The organism is Bradyrhizobium sp. Pha-3, from assembly GCF_042258325.1.
In the GTDB taxonomy this organism is placed as follows: Bacteria; Pseudomonadota; Alphaproteobacteria; order Rhizobiales; family Xanthobacteraceae; genus Bradyrhizobium; species Bradyrhizobium elkanii.
On record NZ_CP170151.1, the window covers coordinates 1,390,342 to 1,404,221 of the forward strand.

The following is a 13,880-nucleotide window of genomic DNA, read 5'->3' on the forward strand; positions in this document are numbered from 1 at the left end:
TGGCAAGCCCCGCGTCGTCCTTGAGACGAGCACCGGAGATACCGGCAAAGCAGTTGAACAAGACAACGGAGCAGGACGATGAAGTTCATGGTGATCGTGAAGGCGAGCAGGGATACCGAGGCCGGCGTGATGCCGAGCACCGAACTGCTCGCCGCGATGGGCAAGTTCAACGAGGAGATGGTCAAGGCCGGCGTCATGCAGGCCGGCGAGGGCCTGCACCCGACCAACAAGGGCGCGCGGGTCAAATATGCCGGCGGGCAGAGCACCGTGACCCACGGACCGTTCAGCCTGACCGGCGATCTCGTCTGCGGCTTCTGGCTGATCGAGACCAGGTCGCTCGATGAAGCGATCGACTGGATGAAGCGCGCGCCGTTCGACGTCGGCTCCGAGATCGAAATCCGCCAGGTGTTTGCCGCGGAGGATTTCGGCGAGGCGCTGACGCCCGAACTGCGCGAGCGGGGAGAGCGCCTGCGCGCGCAGGTTGGCAAGAAATGACACCCGACGTCATTCCGCGATATCGCGCCGGCGATGCGCTCCGAATACATGATCACCGTCGCAAGTCATGGATTCCGGGCCGGTGCCGTGCGGGGCTTCCCGGCATGACGAGGGTGAGGATTGCGAGTGATTCAACAGGCAAGGAAATCCGACCAATGCGTTTCATGATGCTGATGATCCCGCTCGGCTACGAGTCCGCGCCGGCCAAGCTCGAGCTCGACCCCGAACGGGTCGCCGCGATGATGCGATACAATCAGGCGCTGAAGGACGCCGGCGTGCTGATCACGCTGGAAGGCCTGCATCCGCCGGCTGCCGGCGCGCGCGTCAAGTTCGATACCGGCATGCCGGTCGTGATCGACGGCCCGTTCACCGAGGCCAAGGAAGTGATCGGCGGCTTCTGGATGATCGAGGTCGCCTCGCGCGCCGAGGCAATCGAATGGGCCAGGAAATGCCCGGCCACCGCGAACGAGATGATCGAGATCCGCCAGGTGCAGGAGATGGCCGATTTCTCCGAAGAGGTGCAGCAGGCGGCCGCGACCTTCGAGCATCCGCAGGGCGGCTGGGGCAAGGCGCTGCGCTGACACCGCATGATCCAAGTCGCGATGCTGCCGCAGGGCGGCATCGCATCACTAACCATCGTCAACCAGCAACAACTACAATGGAGACGCAAGATGAGCACCAACACCTTCCTCGCCGTCTATCTCGGTGGCGGCAGCACCGGCTCGCGCATGGCCGCCTGGAACGCGCTGCCCGAGGCCGAGCGGCGCGCCAAGGAGCAGCAGGGCATGGCGGCCTGGGGCGCCTGGGTCGAGAAGCACCATGACGTGATCGTCGAGATGGGCGGACCGCTCGGCAAGACCAAGAAGGTCGGGCAGGGCGGCGTCACCGACATCGCCAATCTGATGACCGGCTTCACGGTGGTGCGCGCGCCCTCGCATGAAGCGGCGGCAAAGCTGTTCGAGGACCATCCGCATTTTTCGATCTTCCCGGGCGAAGCCGTGGAGATCATGCCGGTGCTGCCGATCCCGGGGCGATAGTGCCCCCGGGGCGATAAGGCAGGAGCATTCACCTCCCCTTGAAAAGGGGAGGTCGCTTTGCTCGCCAGAGCAAAGCGGGTGGGGATTTGCTCTCCCCGCATGCAGCGTCGCCTGCGGCAGACCCCCATCCCGACCTTCCCCCTTTCAGGGGGAAGGGGAAGACGGAGCCATTGGCTTGAGCCGGTCAGGCGAGAGCAGCGAGCCCCAAGCCATCTATCCGTTAATCTTGATTGACGCGCCGCCGCCCGCTAGTGACCTTTACCGCAGGCTCATGTAAAAGCCGTTCACATGAGCTGGCGCAAGGACCAAGGCCGCGCCGAGCGCGGCTATCATCACGGCAATCTCAAAGAGGCGTTGCTGCAGGCTGCCCTCGACCTGATCTCGAAGAAGGGGCCGGCCGGCTTCACCTTCGCCGATGCGGCGCGGATGGCCGGCGTCAGCCCCGCCGCGCCGTACCGCCACTTCCGCGACCGTGACGAGTTGATCGCCAGCATCGCGCAACGCGGCTTCGAGCAGTTCGAATCGCTGCTGACGCAGGCCTGGGACGACGGCCGCCCCGACACCGTCACGGCGTTCGAGCGCGTCGGCAAGGCCTATCTGGCCTTCGCCCGCGAGGAGCCCGCGTTCTATTCGGCGATGTTCGAATCCGGCCTGCCGGTCGATTCCAATCCGACCTTGATGGCGGCAAGCGAGCGCGCCTTCGCGATCATCCGCGCCGCCGCCGAACGGCTCGCGGCATTGGCGCCGCCCGGCATGCCGCGTCCGCCGGCGATGATGATGGCGCTGCACATCTGGGCGATGTCGCACGGCGTTGCCTCGCTGTTCGGCCGCGGCGATGCCGCGCGGCGCAAGCTGCCGATGTCGCCGGAGGAGCTGCTCGAGGCCGAAGTGCTGATCTATCTGCGCGGGCTGGGCTTCCCGACCGACCGCAGGCCTGGAACCGCGGCAGCCGACGAAAAGCCGGCCGGTCCGTGGGGCAAGCCGAAATAAGGTTCAACGGCAGAGCCAAAAATATTCCGAAGAGTGCGTCATCCGCGCTGCTTGACTTTCCCAAGGGATCGGCTACCTATGTAAATGTTATTTACATTCACAACGGCGTGATGCCGTGATGGAGAAGGAAATGGCCTACACCGCTGATGTCAATCGCTGGCGCGGCCCCGTCGAAGAGCCCTACCGTCCCTACTTCTACGCGACGCCGTGGCATCCCCTGAAGATCGCCGGGATCATCCTCGGCTTCATGATCTGGTGGCCGATCGGCCTCGCCCTTCTCTTTTTCACACTCGGGAGCAGAAAGATGGCCTGTTGGAGTCACAACGACATGGATCGCTGGCAGAACAAGATGGAGCGGATGAAGAGCCGCATGGAGCGCCGCGGCTTCCCGTTCGGCGGCTTCGGTCCGCCTTCCAGCGGCAACCGCGCCTTCGACGAGTACCGTCAGGACACGCTGCGCCGTCTCGAGGAGGAGCAGGTCGAGTTCAAGAACTTCCTCGATCGCCTGCGCCACGCCAAGGACAAGGAAGAGTTCGACGCCTTCATGGCGCAGCACAAGACCCGTCCGACCCCGCCGACCGACCAGCCGCCGCAGAGCTGATCACGCGAGGCAACAGCTAGCCTTCAGGCGATGTGCCCCCATAGAACCTGATGGCCCTGAGCCGCCCGTTTGCGATGAGCAAGCGGGCGGTTTGCATTTTGGCGGGGCCACGCCCACTCTATCGTTTGGGATCCGGACGATGAGGTGAAGACCATGGCGGGATCGGTGACTGTGACGGCTGGCGAGCTCTGGCTTGCGATCCGGCGCGAAGCGGCAGCCGCGATCGCGGCTGATCCCTTCCTCGAGGCGTCGGCCGCCTTCATCCTCGATCAGGGCGACCTTGGCGGCGCTCTCGCCTTTCTGATCGGCCGGCATATCGGCCGCGCGGAAGAGGATCGTGCGCAGTTTATGCGTGCGGCCCGCGAAGCCTATGCGGCCGAGCCCGCGCTGGTCGATGCCGCGGCCACTGATCTCACGGTCATCGTGCGCCGTGATCCGGCGATCACGGGCTTTCTGCCGCCGCTGCTCAACTTCAAGGGCTTCGTCGCGCTGCAAGCCTGGCGGGTATCGAACTGGCTGTGGCGCGAGGACCGCCCCGACCTTGCGCTCATGATGCAAAGCGCGACGGCGGACCAGTTGCAGATCAGCATTCACCCGTCGGCCCGGATCGGAACCGCTGTTTTCCTCGATCACGGCACCGGCATCATCATCGGCGCGCTGGCCTCGGTCGGCGACGAGGTCACGATTTTGCAGAACGTCACCATCGCGCGGCATCAGGATGATCCGCGCCGCGCGCCGAAGATCGGCCGCGGCGTGCTGCTCAGCGCCGGCGCCACGGTGATCGGACATTTCTCGATCGGCGATTTCGCCAGAATCGGCGCCGGCGCGCTTGTCACGACGGATGTGCCCGCCGGCTGCACCGCCGTCGGCGTTCCGGCGCGGCTAACGAATTGCGCGGAGGCAGGGCCGCTTTCGTGAGGTGAGCACTCTCTCAGGCTCCCTCTCCCCTTGCGGGAGAGGGTGGGGAGAGGGGGGCCCCGGGCGTGGTGTCAGAGATTGGATGATGCTGTTGCATCAGCGCGCAGCAGGTGTCGCCGCTCTAACTGAGTGCGGAGCAAGCGGTACCCCTCTCCCCAACCCTCCCCCGCAAGGGGGGAGGGAGCCCTACTAGAGCGTTTTCGAGCGAAGTGGGCACCGGTTCGCGTGAAGAAAACGCGTCAAAACAAGAATCTGGAGCTTCGGTTCTGATTCAATCAGAACCGAAAATGCTCTAGCGTGCTCGCCTCACTGCATGATGCGAAGCGACCGCCCCCTCACACATTCGACCCATGGATCGCGTCGATCACCGCGTCGGTGACTTCCTTGGTTGTCGCCTTGCCGCCGACGTCGGGCGTCAGCACGCCGGCGGCGCACACCTTCTCCACCGCCGCCATCAGGCGCGCCGCGGCGTCCTTCTCGCCGAGATGCTCCAGCATCTGCGCACCGGTCCAGAAGGTCGCGACCGGGTTGGCGATGCCCTTGCCGGTGATGTCGAAGGCCGAGCCGTGGATCGGCTCGAACATCGAGGGGTAGCGGCGCTGCGGGTCGATGTTGCCGGTCGGCGCGACGCCGAGGCTGCCGGCCAGCGCGCCGGCGAGGTCGGAGAGAATATCGGCGTGCAGATTGGTCGCGACGATGGTGTCGAGGCTCTTCGGATTGAGCGTCATCCGCACCGTCATGGCGTCGACCAGCATCTTGTCCCAGGTGACGTCGGGGAAGTCCTTCGCCACCTCGGCGGCGATCTCGTCCCACATCACCATGCCGTGGCGCTGCGCGTTCGACTTGGTCACCACGGTGAGGAATTTGCGCGGCCGCGACTGCGCCAGCTGGAACGCATAGCGCATAATCCGCGTCACGCCGACCCGGGTGAAGACAGCGACTTCGGTGCCGACTTCCTCCGGCAGGCCCTTGTGTGCGCGGCCGCCCATGCCGGCATATTCGCCTTCGGAATTCTCGCGCACGATCACCCAGTCGAGATCGCCGACGCCGACATTGCGCAGCGGCGAGGCGACGCCGGGCAGGATCTTGGTCGGCCGCACATTGGCGTACTGGTCGAAGCCCTGGCAGATCGGCAGGCGAAGGCCCCACAGCGTGATGTGGTCGGGCACATCGGGCGCGCCGACCGCGCCGAAATAGATCGCGTCGAAGTTCTTCAGCTCCGCGAGCCCGTCGGCCGGCATCATCACGCCGTGCTTCTTGTAATAGTCCGAGCCCCAGTCGAAGGTTTTGACGTTGAAGCTGATGTCGCCGCTGCGCTTCGCCAGAGCCTCCAGCACGCGGACGCCCGCGGAGATCACTTCGGGGCCGATGCCGTCGGCGGGGATGGCGGCGATGGAATGGGTACGCATGGGTTGTCTCCGGATGAGTGGTTAGCGGGTTCGCACGGGATTGGGTTGCGGTTCGGATTGTGCCGGTGCGCTCTGCGCGCGCGACAGCAGCAGCGTGAGCACGGCCGAGAGCACCAGGAGGCCGGCGACGAAATAGAGGCCGCCGTCGAAACTGCCGGTGCGTTCCTTGATCCAGCCGATCATCGCCGGCCCGACGAAGCCGCCGAGGTTGCCGATCGAGTTGATGGTGGCGATCCCGGCCGCCGCGGCCGAGCCGGACAGGAACATGGTCGGCATGCTCCATAGCGGCGGCTTCGACGAGGAGATGCCGATATTGACCAGCGTCAGCGCCGCGATCACGGCGGCAAGGCCGGTCCACAGCCCGGCAAGCGCAAGTCCCGCCGCGGCCATCAGGCAGGCCAGCACCACGTGCCAGGTGCGCTCGCCGGTGCGGTCGGAATGCCGCGCCCACAACACCATCGCGATCACGGCGATGGTCGCCGGCACCGCGTTGAGGAAGCCGACCTGGATCGACGACAGGCCGAACGCCTTGATGATCTGCGGCGCCCACACCCCAAGTGTGTAGAGCCCGGCCGAGGTGCCGAAATAGACCAGCGCCAGCGCCAGCACGCGCGGGTCGGCGAGGCCGCGCCAGATGCTGTGGCTGGCGGTTGAGGCCTTGCCGTCGGTCTCGGCCTTCATGGTCTTGACCAGCCAGGCGCGCTCGTCGTCGGCAAGCCATCTGGCCTGCTCCGGACGGTCGGTCAGGAAGCCCAGCACGACGAAGCCGAGCAGCACGGCGGGCACGGCCTCCAGCACGAACAGCCATTGCCAGCCTTTGAAGCCGAGCATTCCGTCCATCTCCAGCAGTGCACCTGAGAGCGGCGAGCCGAGCACGGTCGAGAGCGGCGCCGCCGCCATGAACAGCGCGGTGACGGCGGCGCGCTGCCGCGCCGGGAACCAGTAGGAGAGATAGAGGATGATGCTGGGGAAGAAGCCGGCCTCCGCAGCGCCGAGCAGGAAGCGCAGCACGTAGAAGCTGGTCGCGCCCTGCACCAGCGCCATCGCCGCGGAGACCAGGCCCCAGGTGATCATCACCCGCGCGATCCAGATCCGCGCGCCGATCTTATGCAGGATGATGTTGGAGGGCACCTCGAACAGGAAGTAGCCCCAGAAGAAGATACCGGCGCCGAAGCCATAGACGGTCGGCGACAGGCCGATGTCCTTGTTCATGGTCAGCGAGGCGAAGCCGATATTGACGCGGTCGATGAAGGCCACGAAGTACAGCAGCATGATGAACGGCACGATGCGCAGTGAGATCTTGCGCAATACGCGCGTGCCAAGCTCGCTTTCCATGGGCTTCTTCCCCGGGTTCGTCTTGTTTGTTGGGACGGCGCCTGTCGCGCGCCATCGGAAAGCCTAGAAGCTCGCGCCCTTTCGCTTCAACCCGCGCCGGTTTATACAAAAAAATGATATAATCCCCGCAGCCGGCAACGGCGGCTCGGAACGCACAGGAATCAGCTTGGAACTGCACCAGCTTCGCTGCTTCGTCGCGGCTGCCGAGGAACTGCATTTCGGCCGCGCCGCGCAGCGCCTGCAGATGATGCCGTCGGCGCTGGGCCGCCACATCAAGCTCTTGGAAGAGGATCTCGGGGTACGGCTGTTCGCGCGCACCACGCGCGCGGTGTCGTTGACCGAGGACGGCGCTGTTCTGCTGCGCGAGGGCCGCGCGCTGCTCGGCCGCGCCGAGGCGATCGAGAACGGCTTTCGCCGCCGCCTGCGCAAGCCACAGGCGCGGCGCTTCCGGATCGGCGCGATCGACAGCGCCGCGGCCGGCCTCTTGCCGCCGCTACTGCGCGACGTTCGCGCCGCCTATCCGGACGTCGCGGTGCAGTTGCTCGAGGAGAAGACCATCCGCCTGCTGCCGAAGCTCTTGTCGGGCGCGCTCGACCTTGCGTTCGTGCGCCCGCCGGAACGGCCCGACCGGCGCATCGAGTTTGTCCCGCTGTTGCAGGAGACCGCAGTGGTGGCGCTGTCGCACAAGCACGCACTGGCGCGGCGCAAGCAGATCGTGCTGCCCGACATCGCGGATCAGCCCTTGATCGTGCCGGAGCGCCGTTCGCGGCCGCACAGCCACGATCTGACGACAAAACTGTTCGACGAGGCCGGGCTGACGCCGCGCATCCAGGAGATCGCCGACGAGAAGCAGACCATCGTCAACATGGTCGCAGCGCGGCTCGGCGTTGCCATCGTGCCGCGCTGGACCGCGCGGATGGCGATCCCCGGCGTCCGCTTTGTGCCGCTCCGCCTGAAGCGCGGCAGCAGCGCCGGCCGCCTGCCGCTCGCCGCCGCCTGGCTGAAAGGCTCCCGCGATCCGGTCCGCGACCAGGTGATCACGGTGCTCGAGGCAAGGTTGAAAAGTTACGCGCGCGAGGCGTGAGGCTGCCTCGTTGCGTGATGCCTCGACGGCCGACGAATGATTTTGGCCGGTTGACCTAGGTCAACGCGGCCTGCGCCGGCCAGGGTGAGCCTGTCCGGCATGGCGAAGCGTCAGGACTGGGTCATGATCGCAGGGTGCGTCGCTACCGCTTTGGCGGTGGTGGCGCTCGTCGCGCTTTTCTCTGCCTGAGCTGTTTCGTCCCCGTAGTATTACGGGAGCGTCCAGCTAGGTACCGGAGATAACTCGCTAATTCCCGAAGCCCGAACACCGCTGGCACAAACTGCACTGGCTTGCCGAGTTCCTCCCGGCATAGCTTCCCGTTCCAACGTAGGGCGGCGTTATGAGCAACCTACTTTACAGCGTGTTTGTCGTGCTGATGGGGCTAAGCCCGGTCATCCTCATGGCGATTGCCATGTTCTTGTATTGAGGGCCGGGGCTGTGTCTTTCGGCGTGCCAACCACCAATCCATTCCGCTGGCGTGCTTAGTGAACAAATCCGCGATGCCTTAACCTGGTGAAAGGTTGGTGTCAGCGCGGGCGTGTACGCTCGCGCCCATGAGTCGGGACCTGCTGTATTTCCGTCTCTCGCTCGTCTGGATGGCGATCACCGCTGCCGTGCTGGTCTATGTGCTGGTCGCATAGGGGCTGTCTCTCGGTCGCCGAAGGCCTTCCGCCGGTATTTTCCTCACGCGCCAATCGAAAACATGCCGCGAGACTGCGAAGCTGCGTCACCATTAATGCTGTCATCGCCCGGCTCGCCCCGGGCGATCCAGTACGCCGCGGCCTCTCGGCTCAGGCACCACTGCCTCTGGGATACTGGATCACCCGCCTGCGCGTGCGCGGGTGATGACACCGCGTGCTCGGCTGTTTGACAATTGAATCTGCTCTACATCCCGTCATCCTGAGGTGCGAGCTCCTGCGAGCCTCGAAGGATGCACGGCCACCAGCCGGGCCGTCGCCCTTCGAGGCTCGCTCTGCTCGCACCTCAGGGTGACGGGATTGGCAGCTTTGGGTCTGGCTCACATGGACAAGCTGGTAGACAAGCGACTTGCACCCCCGCCGCAGCTCAAATCTCCCCGGTTTTGCGGGTCGGCCATGAGTTCCTCGTTTGTAGACTCGCGTTATGTTATAATATAACAGTCGTTCCATGGCGCATACGCACACCCACGAGGACCACCATCACGGCCACGCCCATCCCCACGGGCACAGCCACGCCCCGCAGGCGCATCCGGCGCAGGCCGCGCACTGGTCGATCTTGCGCATGCCCGTGCCGGCCCGGCTGCTCGCGGCGCTGGCGGTCAGCGCCGGCCTGTGGGCGGTCGTCTGGCTGGCGATGAGGTGAGACCCGTGGCTGCTCTTGTTACCTTCCGCGACGTCACGCTCGGCTATGACCGCCACCCGGCGGTGCATCATCTCAATGGTGCCGTCGAGGCGGGTGCGCTGCTCGCCGTGATCGGCCCGAACGGCGCCGGCAAGTCGACCCTGCTGCGCGGCATCGCCGGCGTGCTCAAGCCGCTGTCCGGCGTGATCGATCTCGACGGGCTGGATCATCGCGATATCGCCTATCTGCCGCAGTCTGCCGACATTGACCGCAGCTTCCCGATCTCGGTGTTCGACTTCGTCGGAACCGGGCTGTGGCGCTCGACCGGATTCTTCGGCGGCATCGGCAGGGCCGCGCGCGAGAAAATTTTGGCGGCACTCGCCGCGGTCGGCCTCAACGGTTTCGAGAACCGCCCGATCGGCACGCTCTCCGGCGGCCAGACCCAGCGCATGCTGTTCGCGCGCGTGCTGTTGCAGGACGCCCGCCTGATCGTGCTCGACGAACCGTTCAACGCCATCGACGCCAAGACGACCGCTGACTTGCTGGCGCTCGTGAAGCGCTGGAACGGCGAGGGGCGCACGGTGCTGGCGGCGCTGCACGACCTCGACATGGTGCGCAACAATTTCCCGGAGACGCTGCTGCTGGCGCGCGGCCCGGTGGAATGGGGACCGACCGCCGAGGCGCTGACGGCGGACAATCTGATGGTCGCGATGCGAATGTGCGAGGCGTTCGACGACAGTGCCGCGGCCTGCGCCGCCGATCCGCGCCCGCGGGCCGCCTGACGCCGATGCTATCCGACGCGCTGGTCACGCCCTTCACCGAATTCGAGTTCATGCGCCGCGCGCTGGCGGCGGTGATCGCATTGTCGCTCGGTGGTGCGCCGATCGGCGTGTTCCTGATGCTGCGGCGGATGAGCCTGGTCGGCGACGCCATGGCGCATGCGATCCTGCCGGGGGCTGCGATCGGCTTTCTGCTGTCCGGGCTCAATCTGTTCGCGATGACGACCGGCGGCTTGATCGCTGGCTTCGCGGTGGCGCTGCTCGCGGGCCTCGTCGCCCGTACCACCGAATTGAAGGAGGACGCCTCACTGGCGACCTTCTATCTGGTCTCGCTCGCGCTCGGCGTCACGATTGTTTCGATCAAGGGCACCAATATCGACCTGCTGCATGTGCTGTTCGGCAACATCCTGGCGATGGACGACCAGACGCTGCTGGTGATCGCGTTCAACGCCACCCTCACGTTGCTGGTGCTTGCGGTGATCTATCGCCCGCTGGTGATCGAATGCGTCGATCCGGTATTTTTGCGCACCGTGAGCCGGGCCGGCGCTCCAGCGCATCTCGCCTTCCTCGCACTCGTCGTGGTCAACCTCGTCAACGGCTTCCACGCGCTCGGCACGCTGCTCGGCGTCGGACTGATGATCCTGCCCGCGGGCATCGCGCGGTTCTGGTCGCGCGACATCACCACCATGATCTGCATCGCGGTCGCGAGCGCGATTGTGTCGGGTTATGCCGGACTGGTGCTGTCGTACCAGACCCGGATTCCATCCGGTCCTGCGATCATCCTGGTCGCGGCGGGGCTCTATATTGTGTCGCTGCTGTTCGGCAATGTCAGCGGCCTGGTGCGGCAGCTGTTTCCAGGCCGCCATCTCGAGGCATGAGTACGATGCGGCGATTGTTCGGTTTGATTGGTCTGGCGCTACTGCTGGCGAGCGGACCGGCGCGCGCCGCGGAACGCATCAATGTCGTCGCGAGCTTCTCGATCCTCGCCGACATGGTGCGCAACGTCGGCGGCAATAATGTCGACGTGACGGCGCTGGTCGGGCCCGACGGCGACGCACATGTCTACGCGCCGACGCCGGCAGACGCCAAGAAGGTCGCCGACGCCAAGCTCGTGGTCATCAACGGCCTCGGCTTCGAAGGCTGGATGCCGCGGCTGCTGCAGGCCTCGGGCAGCAAGGCGTTGGTCGCAGTGGCGACCAAGGGGATCATGCCACGGAAGATGGGCGGCCATGACGACCCGCATGCCTGGCAATCCGTGGCCAATGCGAAGATCTACGTCGTCAATATTCGCGACGGGCTGATCGCCGTGGCCCCCGACCAGGCGGCTATCTTCAAGGCCAATGCCGACGCCTATCTGGCCAAGCTCGAGGCGCTCGACGGCGAGGTACACGAAGCGGTGGCGAAAGTGCCGGAGGCGCGGCGCAAGGTGATCTCGACCCACGGCGCCTTCGGTTATTTCGCCGATGCCTACGGGGTCACGTTCTTCTCGCCGCTCAGCGTGTCCACCGATTCCGAGCCCAGCGCGCGCGATATCGCCGCGATCATCGCCCAGATCAAGCTTGCGAAAATTCCGGCGGTTTTTCTCGAAAATATCAGCGATCCCCGCCTGATCGAGCGGATCGCGGCCGAGACCGGCGCCCGGGTCGGCGGCACCCTGTATTCGGACGGTTTGACGGCCGAAAAGGGCGATGCACCCACTTACATTGATATGGTCAGGCACAATATAAAGGCCCTGACCAGCGCGCTCGCCGAGTAGGGCAGGGGCCTCCTTGCCGGGGTTGAGTGCCGTGATCCAAGTTCCTTCGGAGTTGTTATGGCTGAAGCTTCGCAAAAAATTCCTGTGACCGTGCTGACGGGCTATCTCGGCGCCGGCAAGACCACGCTGTTGAACCGCATCCTGTCGGAAAACCACGGCAAGAAATACGCCGTTATTGTCAACGAATTCGGCGAGATCGGCATCGACAACGACCTCATCATCGGCGCCGATGAGGAAGTGTTCGAGATGAACAATGGCTGCGTCTGCTGCACCGTGCGCGGCGACCTCGTCCGCATCATGGACGGCCTGATGAAGCGCAAGGGCAAGTTCGACGCCATCATCGTCGAGACCACCGGCCTTGCCGATCCGGCGCCGGTCGCGCAGACCTTCTTCGTCGACGAGGACGTGCAGAAGAACGCCCGGCTCGACGCGGTCGTGACCGTCGCCGATGCCAAATGGCTCAGCGACCGGCTCAAGGACGCGCCGGAAGCCAAGAACCAGATCGCGTTCGCCGACGTCATCGTGTTGAACAAGACCGACCTGGTCTCCAAGCCCGAGCTCGCCGAGGTCGAAGCCCGCATTCGCGGCATCAATCCCTATGCCAAGCTGCACCGCACCGAGCGTTGCCAGGTCGGGCTGACCGATGTGCTGGAGCGCGGCGCGTTCGATCTCGACCGCATCCTGGAGATCGAGCCGGATTTCCTCGAGGCCGGCGACGATCACGACCATGGTCACGATCATCACCATGACCATAATCACCACCACCATGATCACGACCACGGCCATGGCGGGTTGAAGCATTATCACGACGAGGACATGCAATCGCTGTCGCTGCGTTCCGAGAAGCCGCTCGACCCGACCAAGTTCATGCCCTGGCTGCAGCAGCTCGTCGCCACCGAGGGCCAGAAGATCCTGCGCTCGAAGGGCATTCTCGCCTTCACCGGCGATGACGACCGCTACGTCTTCCAGGGCGTCCACATGATGCTGGAGGGCGACCATCAGCGGAAATGGAAGGACGGCGAGAAGCGCGAGAGCCGCGTCGTGTTCATCGGTCGCGAACTGCCCGAGCAGGCGATCCGCGACGGCTTCGAGCAGTGCATCACCACGTGATGAAAGAGTTCGATCCGGGCGAGGCCCGTTCTTCCATCGTTTCGATCACTGACCGCGTCAAGCCGCTGTCGCTCGGCGCGGCGGTGAGCTCGGTGCATTTCCTCGGCGACCGCGCGTTCTTCGTCGGCGCCGAGGAGGGTGTTGCGATCGCGACCGCCGACGGCGAGATCACACGGACGGAGACGCATTTCGGCGCCATCCTGTGCGCCGCCTCCGACGGCAAGCGGCTCGTCACCGGTGGAGACGACGGCAAGCTGATCGCGATCGACGCCAAGGGAGAGACCTCTGTCATTGCGACCGACGCCAAGCGGCGCTGGATCGACAACGTCGCCCTGCACAGCGACGGCACGCTGGCATGGTCGGCGGGCAAGACCGCCTTCGTGCGCAATCCCAAGGGCGAGGAGAAAACCTTCGAGGTACCGTCGACCGTCGGCGGGCTTGCTTTTGCGCCGAAAGGCCTGCGGCTCGCAATCGCGCATTACAACGGCGTGACCTTGTGGTTTCCAAACATGGCGGCCAATCCGGAGTTTCTGGAATGGGCCGGCTCGCATCTCGCCGTCATGTTCAGCCCGGACAACAAATTCCTCGTCACCGCGATGCACGAACCCGCGATGCATGGCTGGCGCCTCGCCGACAACCGGCACATGCGGATGAGCGGCTATCCCGGCCGCGTCCGCTCGATGTCATGGAGCGTCGGCGGCAAGGGGCTCGCGACCTCGGGCGCCGATACCGTGATCGTCTGGCCGTTCACCAGCAAGGACGGGCCGATGGGCAAGGAGCCGGCGATGCTGGCGCCGATGCCGGCGCGGGTCGCGGTGGTCGCCTGCCATCCGAAGAACGACATCATGGCGGTCGGCTATGCCGACGGCACCGTGCTGATGGTCCGGCTCGAGGACGGCGCCGAGATCCTGGTGCGCCGGAACGCCGGCACGGCGGTGTCGGCGCTCGGATGGAATGCCAAGGGCACGCTGCTCGCCTTCGGCACGGAAGATGGTGACGCGGGCATCGTGGAAATGTAAGAGATCGCGGCAGACGAGGCGTTTTCG

The 13,880-nt window shown here is 65.3% G+C and carries 15 protein-coding genes; 13 read left to right on the top strand and 2 right to left on the bottom strand.

Translation table 11 applies throughout. The features are described 5' to 3' along the window. Positions 1-78: 78 nt before the first annotated feature. From ACE10X_RS06725 to ACE10X_RS06750, 6 genes are all read left to right on the top strand, one after another. Entirely contained in the window at positions 79-495 is a 417-nt protein-coding gene (locus ACE10X_RS06725) for a YciI family protein (RefSeq protein ID WP_038384381.1), read from the top strand. Between the two features lie 155 nt (positions 496-650). Further along, the gene (locus ACE10X_RS06730) at positions 651-1,076 is read left to right on the top strand and encodes a YciI family protein (RefSeq protein WP_038384380.1); all 426 of its coding nucleotides are present in this window, start codon (positions 651-653) and stop codon (positions 1,074-1,076) included. A 90-nt stretch (positions 1,077-1,166) separates the two neighbouring features. Next, complete coding sequence (locus ACE10X_RS06735) at positions 1,167-1,532, top strand: YciI family protein (RefSeq protein WP_038384379.1); 366 nt, start codon at positions 1,167-1,169, stop codon at positions 1,530-1,532. A gap of 288 nt (positions 1,533-1,820) precedes the next feature. Next, complete coding sequence (locus tag ACE10X_RS06740; protein ID WP_028341375.1) at positions 1,821-2,522, top strand: TetR/AcrR family transcriptional regulator; 702 nt, start codon at positions 1,821-1,823, stop codon at positions 2,520-2,522. A gap of 130 nt (positions 2,523-2,652) precedes the next feature. Beyond that, positions 2,653-3,123 carry a DUF2852 domain-containing protein gene (locus ACE10X_RS06745; protein ID WP_038384393.1) on the top strand — a complete coding sequence of 157 codons (471 nt, stop codon included), beginning with the start codon at positions 2,653-2,655 and terminating at the stop codon, positions 3,121-3,123. Positions 3,124-3,276: 153 nt separating this feature from the next. Continuing rightward, positions 3,277-4,041, top strand: a complete 765-nt coding sequence (locus ACE10X_RS06750; RefSeq protein ID WP_375764102.1) for a serine acetyltransferase — start codon at positions 3,277-3,279, stop codon at positions 4,039-4,041. A 335-nt stretch (positions 4,042-4,376) separates the two neighbouring features. Here the strand turns inward: ACE10X_RS06750 and ACE10X_RS06755 are convergent, their stop codons facing one another. Together ACE10X_RS06755 and ACE10X_RS06760 are read right to left on the bottom strand one after the other, a co-directional pair. Further along, entirely contained in the window at positions 4,377-5,450 is a 1,074-nt protein-coding gene (locus tag ACE10X_RS06755; protein WP_038384377.1) for a tartrate dehydrogenase, read from the bottom strand. 21 nt (positions 5,451-5,471) lie between these two features. Further along, positions 5,472-6,785, bottom strand: coding sequence for an MFS transporter (locus tag ACE10X_RS06760; RefSeq protein ID WP_304557480.1), 1,314 nt, complete (start codon positions 6,783-6,785; stop codon positions 5,472-5,474). A gap of 166 nt (positions 6,786-6,951) precedes the next feature. Between ACE10X_RS06760 and ACE10X_RS06765 the strand changes: the two genes are divergently transcribed. The 7 genes from ACE10X_RS06765 to ACE10X_RS06795 all read left to right on the top strand — a co-directional run bounded on the left by ACE10X_RS06765 (position 6,952) and on the right by ACE10X_RS06795 (position 13,853). Then, on the top strand, positions 6,952-7,869 hold the full coding sequence (locus ACE10X_RS06765; RefSeq protein ID WP_038384373.1) for a LysR family transcriptional regulator: 918 nt from the start codon (positions 6,952-6,954) through the stop codon (positions 7,867-7,869). Between the two features lie 1,146 nt (positions 7,870-9,015). Next, positions 9,016-9,210 carry a hypothetical protein gene (locus tag ACE10X_RS06770; protein WP_375764103.1) on the top strand — a complete coding sequence of 65 codons (195 nt, stop codon included), beginning with the start codon at positions 9,016-9,018 and terminating at the stop codon, positions 9,208-9,210. A 5-nt stretch (positions 9,211-9,215) separates the two neighbouring features. Next, the gene (locus ACE10X_RS06775; protein ID WP_038384371.1) at positions 9,216-9,971 is read left to right on the top strand and encodes a metal ABC transporter ATP-binding protein; all 756 of its coding nucleotides are present in this window, start codon (positions 9,216-9,218) and stop codon (positions 9,969-9,971) included. Positions 9,972-9,976: 5 nt separating this feature from the next. Continuing rightward, positions 9,977-10,846 carry a metal ABC transporter permease gene (locus ACE10X_RS06780; RefSeq protein ID WP_028341367.1) on the top strand — a complete coding sequence of 290 codons (870 nt, stop codon included), beginning with the start codon at positions 9,977-9,979 and terminating at the stop codon, positions 10,844-10,846. A 5-nt stretch (positions 10,847-10,851) separates the two neighbouring features. Then, positions 10,852-11,724 carry a metal ABC transporter substrate-binding protein gene (locus tag ACE10X_RS06785; protein WP_304557481.1) on the top strand — a complete coding sequence of 291 codons (873 nt, stop codon included), beginning with the start codon at positions 10,852-10,854 and terminating at the stop codon, positions 11,722-11,724. 57 nt (positions 11,725-11,781) lie between these two features. Next, the gene (locus ACE10X_RS06790) at positions 11,782-12,834 is read left to right on the top strand and encodes a GTP-binding protein (RefSeq protein WP_038384369.1); all 1,053 of its coding nucleotides are present in this window, start codon (positions 11,782-11,784) and stop codon (positions 12,832-12,834) included. Next, positions 12,834-13,853 carry a WD40 repeat domain-containing protein gene (locus tag ACE10X_RS06795; RefSeq protein ID WP_375764104.1) on the top strand — a complete coding sequence of 340 codons (1,020 nt, stop codon included), beginning with the start codon at positions 12,834-12,836 and terminating at the stop codon, positions 13,851-13,853. Before ACE10X_RS06790 ends, ACE10X_RS06795 begins: the two co-directional genes overlap by 1 nt. The last annotated feature ends 27 nt before the right edge of the window (positions 13,854-13,880 follow it).